The following is a 4,198-nucleotide window of genomic DNA, read 5'->3' as shown; positions in this document are numbered from 1 at the left end:
CGGATCGGCGCCGGGGTGCGGCTCGACGGCCAGCGGTTCGTGGATCCGGGCGCGTTCACGCAGGCGCTGGCCGACTCGGTGCGCGCCCGCGGCGGCACCATCCGGACCGGCCTCGACATCACCTCGGTGCGCGGGCACGGCAACGCGGTGACGCTGCGGGCCCGCTCCGGTGAACCGATCTCGGCCCAGGTGGCGGTGCTGGCCACGGGTGCGTGGCTGAGCAGGCTCGCCCGCACCGGCGGTGTCCGGGTACCGGTCCGCGCCGGGCGCGGCTACTCGTTCACCGTGCCCACCGACCGGCCGGTGCCCGGCCCGGTCTACCTGCCGGAGGCGCGGGTGGCCTGCACGCCGTACCGGGACGGCCTGCGGGTGGCGGGGACCATGGAGTTCCGCGGGCCCGACGCCGACCTCGACCGCGCCCGCGTGGAGGCGGTGGTGGCCTCCGCCCGCCCGCTGCTGGAGGGAGTGCGGTGGGAGGAGCGCACCGACGAGTGGGTGGGTCCGCGTCCGGTGACACCCGACGGGCGTCCGCTCGTGGGCGCGACCGCCACGCCCGGAGTGTACGTCGCGGGTGGACACGGGATGTGGGGGCTGACCCAGGGTCCGGTCACGGGCAGGCTGCTCGCCGAGCAGATCGTCACCGGCACCCGCCCCGCGGCGCTGCGCGAAGCCGATCCCCTGCGCTGACCCGGTACCCGGACGGCATGTCCCTGCGATCGTCCGATGTGGTGTCGCGCGGCGTCGCGAGTGGGCGTGCTCCGGCCGCGCGGCAGCCCCTATCCACTGTGGCTTGTCGGGCGTTACGCCGAAATAGCCCGAACGGAGGTCACCCGTTGCTGTGATCCGGCTTTCGGTCGCACCGGTGTCGGGTAGTGTTCTTGCAGTCAGCAAGGTGAACGAACGCCTGGGGTCCGGATGCGTGTTCCGGAGGGGACCGTCATGAGCAAGCGTGCCGACGAGATCGTTGTCGGTGACCGGATCACGTACCTCGCGGGGACACCCGTCGGGATGGAGAAGCTCTTCCGCGACGGCGAGGTGATCGCCTACCCCATCACCGACCCGTACACCTCGGTACTGTGGTTCCCGACCAGGCCCGACGACGCCGACCTCGACACCGAACCGGTGTGGGTGCGCCACGACCGTGTGGTCGATGTCGCACCGGTCGACTGAGCCGGAGCCCGCCCCGGCACAGCACCCGGCGCGCGGTGGCGGTGGCGAAGTCCCGCCCACCGTCCGCACGACGGCCTGATGCCGCGGGCGCGGCACCGGCAGCACACCTCCCGTACCAGGTGGTTCCCGGCACGCGGTAACGTCGCCCATCCGAGTGACGGATACCGTCCAGGAGGACTGCCGATGGCTGACAGTGATCTCACCCGGCGGCGTTTTCTGCGCCGGGCCGCCCTGGTCGGCGCGGGTGTCGCCGTGCCGCTGACCTCCGGTTACGTCGGCTACCGGCTGCCTCGGCCGGACTCGGCGTCCGCGGCGGCCGGTACCGGCGAAGCCGGCGGGACCGGCGGACTGCACCACTTCGTCTCGCGGCCCGACCTGCGCCCGCCGACGCTGAGCCTCGTGGACTCCGCCGACGCGGCGAGCAGCCCCGAGTTGCTGTTCCTCTCGCCGAAGGCGTACCGCGACAGCAGTCCCAGCCAGCCCGGGTGCCTGCTCGCCGACCGCACCGGGCGGCCGATCTGGTTTCTCCCGCGTGAGGGCGAGGATCTGGTCCCGACCGATTTCCGGGCGCAGACCTACCAGGGCGAGCCCGTCCTGACCTGGTGGCAGGGCCGGGTCCTCGCGGGCTACGGCGAGGGTGTGGGCCTCATCTACGACAGCTCGTACCGGCAGGTCGCCGAGGTGCGCATGGGCAACGGCATGAAGGCCGACCTCCACGAATTCCTGATCACGGCCGACGACACGGCACTGTTGATGGCCTACCACCCCGCGCGTGCCGACCTGTCCCCCGTGGGCGGACCGGTGGACGGCTGGGTCTACGCGGGTGTGGTGCAGGAGGTGGACATCGCGACCGGCGAGGTGGTGTTCGAGTGGAACAGTCTCGACCACGTCGCCGTGGACGAGACCCACAAGGACCTCGCCGACACCGGCGGCGAGGACAACCCGTTCGACTACATCCACCTCAACTCGATCGAGCCGACCGACGACGGTGGCCTGATCCTGTCGGCCCGCAACACCTGGGCGCTGTACAAGATCTCCCGGGACAGCGGTGAACTCGTCTGGCGGATGAACGGCCGCCGCTCCGACTTCGCGCTCGACGAGCTGGCCCGGTTCTCCTGGCAGCACGACGCGCGCTGGCACTCGGGGTCGCGACTGGCGCTGTTCGACAACTCCTCCTCCCCGCCGCAGGGACCGCACTCGCGTGGCCTGGTGCTGCGGGTCGACGAGGACGCGATGCGCGTGACCGTGGAACAGGAGTTCGTGCACCCCGCGAAGTTGCGCGCCGACAACCAGGGCAGCATGCAGTTGCTTGGGGACGGCCGCGCGCTGGTGGGCTGGGGATCGCAACCCTACACCTCGGAGTTCGCCCCGGACGGCACACTGGTTCTCGACGCCCGGTTCCCCGAACCGGACCAGTCCTACCGCGCCCGGACCCATACCTGGACAGGCAGGCCCGCCGAGAAACCCGCCGTCGCGATCGGGGAGAACAAGGCGGGCGGGCGCACCGTCTACGTCAGCTGGAACGGCTCCACCGAGACGCGGGAATGGCGCATCCTGGCCGGCGAGTCGCCCGATGCGCTCGAGCCGGTGGCCACGGTCGCCCGCAGCGGCTTCGAGACCGCGGTGTCACTCACGAGCGAGGGCCCGCACTTCGTGGCCGTGGCCCTCGACGCCGACGGCGAGGCCCTCGCCGAGTCGGACCCGGCCACCGAGACACGGTGAGGCGGGGCCCGGGCGGGAGTGGACCCGGTACCACGCGCCCGCCCCGGGTTCCGGACCGGGCGCGGGCGCGGTGGCCCGTCAGCGCGTGGTGAGCACGATCTTGCCGAGTGCTCGCCGCCCGTCGAGGTCGGCCAGCGCCGTGGCGACGTCGTCGAGCGGGTAGGTCGCCCCGATGGGCGGAGCGAGCCTGCCCTGTTCCAGCAGCGGGCGCACCTCGTCCCACTGCTGTCGCAGGTATTCGGGGCGGGTCCGCCAGAACGCGCCCCACCCGACGCCGACGACGGAGATGTTGTTCAGCAGCAGCCGGTTCACCTTCACCGTCGGGATCTCCCCCGCGGTAAAGCCGATCACCAGCAGCCGTCCTTCCGGGGCCAGGCTGCGCAGCGAGTCGGTGAACCGGTCGCCGCCCACCGGATCGACGACGAGGTCCACCCCGGCTCCGCCGGTCAGGTCGGCGACCTCGGCGCGGAAGCCGTCCGCCGAGACGACCTCGTGCGCCCCGGCCGAGCGGGCGAGGCCGGCCTTGTCCGCCGACGAGGTCACGGCGATCACCCGCGCGCCGAGCGCCGAGGCGAGCTGGATCGACGCGGTTCCCACGCCACCGGCGGCGCCGTGCACGAGCACGGTCTCCCCCGCCCGCAGGCCGCCCCGCCGGGTGAGCGCGAAGTGCACGGTGAGGTAATTCATCGGCAGCGCGGCGGCGGCCGCGAAGGAGACCTCTTCCGGGATGCCGAACACGAACTCGGGCGCGGTCGCGACGGTTTCGGCGAAACCGCCGAGACCGGGGAAGGCCGCCACCCGGTCGCCCGCCGCCACCGGCGCGCCCTCGGGCGCCGAGCGCACGACGCCCGCCACCTCGGTGCCCGGCACGAAGGGCAGCTCCGGCTGGATCTGGTACTTCCCCTGGCTCTGGAGCACGTCGGGAAACGTCACCCCGGCAGCGTGCACGTCGATGACGACCTGACCGTCGGCGCGGGGTTCGTCGACCTCCGTGACCCGCACGGAGGCAGGTCCGTCCAGGGTCACCACCTGCGCTGCACGCATCCACCACTCCTTTGTGTGATCCCGGGCCGAGGCACCGGGGAACGACCGCCTTAATAATGCACTCTAAGTGCAAACAGTAAGCTGCGGCGAGGACCCTGTGAACGCCGCCACCCCGCCCACCGCGGGACGCCCGGACCGAAGGGACGACCTCGTGGCCACCGAGCGCTTTCGCACCGACCGTCTGGAGCCCGGCCGCCACACCGCCCAGCCGGCCGGTCGCGACCAGCACCACGCCGACCCGGCCGGTTCCGAACGGCCCCGC

At 72.5% G+C, this 4,198-nt stretch carries 4 protein-coding genes; 3 read left to right on the top strand and 1 reads right to left on the bottom strand.

Going from position 1 to position 4,198, the window contains the following annotated elements; translation table 11 throughout:
* The 3 genes from SACSA_RS0101655 to SACSA_RS0101645 form a co-directional block, all read left to right on the top strand.
* Positions 1-687 (top strand): NAD(P)/FAD-dependent oxidoreductase (locus tag SACSA_RS0101655; RefSeq protein WP_019813005.1); only part of this gene is annotated, 687 nt, incomplete at its 5' end.
* Between the two features lie 252 nt (positions 688-939).
* Positions 940-1,170 carry a hypothetical protein gene (locus tag SACSA_RS0101650; protein WP_028661432.1) on the top strand — a complete coding sequence of 77 codons (231 nt, stop codon included), beginning with the start codon at positions 940-942 and terminating at the stop codon, positions 1,168-1,170.
* Positions 1,171-1,353: 183 nt separating this feature from the next.
* Positions 1,354-2,892 carry an arylsulfotransferase family protein gene (locus tag SACSA_RS0101645; RefSeq protein ID WP_019813001.1) on the top strand — a complete coding sequence of 513 codons (1,539 nt, stop codon included), beginning with the start codon at positions 1,354-1,356 and terminating at the stop codon, positions 2,890-2,892.
* 78 nt (positions 2,893-2,970) lie between these two features.
* On the opposite strand, the gene SACSA_RS0101640 is transcribed toward SACSA_RS0101645, so the two are convergent.
* A complete protein-coding gene (locus SACSA_RS0101640; RefSeq protein ID WP_028661431.1) occupies positions 2,971-3,936 on the bottom strand; it encodes an NADPH:quinone oxidoreductase family protein in 966 nt (321 codons plus the stop codon).
* Positions 3,937-4,198: the final 262 nt, after the last annotated feature.

This window comes from Saccharomonospora saliphila YIM 90502 (genome assembly GCF_000383795.1).
In the GTDB taxonomy this organism is placed as follows: domain Bacteria; phylum Actinomycetota; class Actinomycetes; order Mycobacteriales; family Pseudonocardiaceae; genus Saccharomonospora; species Saccharomonospora saliphila.
The sequence above is the reverse complement of the archived record's forward strand: the minus strand, read 5'-3'. Positions and strand labels throughout refer to the sequence as shown.

Excerpts from the sequence above, each read along its gene's own strand:
- SACSA_RS0101650 (WP_028661432.1), top strand. The coding sequence starts at position 940 with ATGAGCAAGCGTGCCGACGAGATCGTTGTCGGTGACCGGATCACGTAC.
- SACSA_RS0101645 (WP_019813001.1), top strand. The coding sequence starts at position 1,354 with ATGGCTGACAGTGATCTCACCCGGCGGCGTTTTCTGCGCCGGGCCGCC.
- SACSA_RS0101640 (WP_028661431.1), bottom strand. The coding sequence starts at position 3,936 with ATGCGTGCAGCGCAGGTGGTGACCCTGGACGGACCTGCCTCCGTGCGG.